This window comes from Planomicrobium sp. CPCC 101110 (assembly GCF_007859395.1).
GTDB lineage: Bacteria > Bacillota > Bacilli > Bacillales_A > Planococcaceae > Planococcus.
Window position 1 is genome coordinate 1 of the sequence record NZ_VOHD01000010.1, and the last position, 1,328, is coordinate 1,328.

At 55.8% G+C, this 1,328-nt stretch carries 1 rRNA gene (running past one end of the window); it reads right to left on the reverse strand.

From position 1 onward, the window contains the following. A 23S ribosomal RNA gene (locus tag FQV30_RS15775) occupies window positions 1-1,328 on the reverse strand; its annotated part runs 1,301 nt beyond the window's last position; the annotation flags it as partial.

The following is a 1,328-nucleotide window of genomic DNA, read 5'->3' on the forward strand; positions in this document are numbered from 1 at the left end:
GACATCGAGGTGCCAAACCTCCCCGTCGATGTGGACTCTTGGGGGAGATAAGCCTGTTATCCCCGGGGTAGCTTTTATCCGTTGAGCGATGGCCCTTCCATGCGGAACCACCGGATCACTAAGCCCGTCTTTCGACCCTGCTCGACCTGTACGTCTCGCAGTCAAGCTCCCTTGTGCCTTTACACTCTGCGAATGATTTCCAACCATTCTGAGGGAACCTTTGGGCGCCTCCGTTACTCTTTAGGAGGCGACCGCCCCAGTCAAACTGCCCGCCTGACACTGTCTCCCACCCCGATCAGGGATGTGGGTTAGACTTTCAATACAACCAGGGTAGTATCCCACCGACGCCTCCACCGAAGCTGGCGCTCCGGTTTCTCTGGCTCCTACCTATCCTGTACAAGTTGCACCAAAAGTCAATATCAGGCTACAGTAAAGCTCCACGGGGTCTTTCCGTCCTGTCGCGGGTAACCTGCATCTTCACAGGTACTATAATTTCACCGAGTCTCTCGTTGAGACAGTGCCCAGATCGTTACGCCTTTCGTGCGGGTCGGAACTTACCCGACAAGGAATTTCGCTACCTTAGGACCGTTATAGTTACGGCCGCCGTTTACTGGGGCTTCAGTTCGCACCTTCGCTTGCGCTAAGCACTCCCCTTAACCTTCCAGCACCGGGCAGGCGTCAGCCCCTATACGTCACCTTACGGTTTTGCAGAGACCTGTGTTTTTGCTAAACAGTCGCCTGGGCCTATTCACTGCGGCTCTCTCGGGCTGTAACACCCTACCAGAGCACCCCTTCTCCCGAAGTTACGGGGTCATTTTGCCGAGTTCCTTAACGAGAGTTCACTCGCTCACCTTAGAATTCTCTTCTCGCCTACCTGTGTCGGTTTGCGGTACGGGCACCTCCCGCCTCGCTAGAGGCTTTTCTTGGCAGTGTGAAATCAGGGACTCCGGGGAAAATTCCCCTCGCCATCACAGCTTGATGCATCCGGAACGGGATTTGCCTCGTTCCACATCTCACTGCTTGGACGCGCACAACCAACGGCGCGCTCGCCTTATCCTTCTGCGTCCCCCCATTGCTCAAACGGCGGGGAGGTGGTACAGGAATATCAACCTGTTGTCCATCGTCTACGCCTATCGGCCTCGACTTAGGTCCCGACTAACCCTGAGCGGACGAGCCTTCCTCAGGAAACCTTAGGCATTCGGTGGACGGGATTCTCACCCGTCTTTCGTTACTCATACCGGCATTCTCACTTCTAAGCGCTCCACCAGTCCTTCCGGTCTGGCTTCAACGCCCTTAGAACGCTCTCCTACCACGGACCTNGNNGTCCA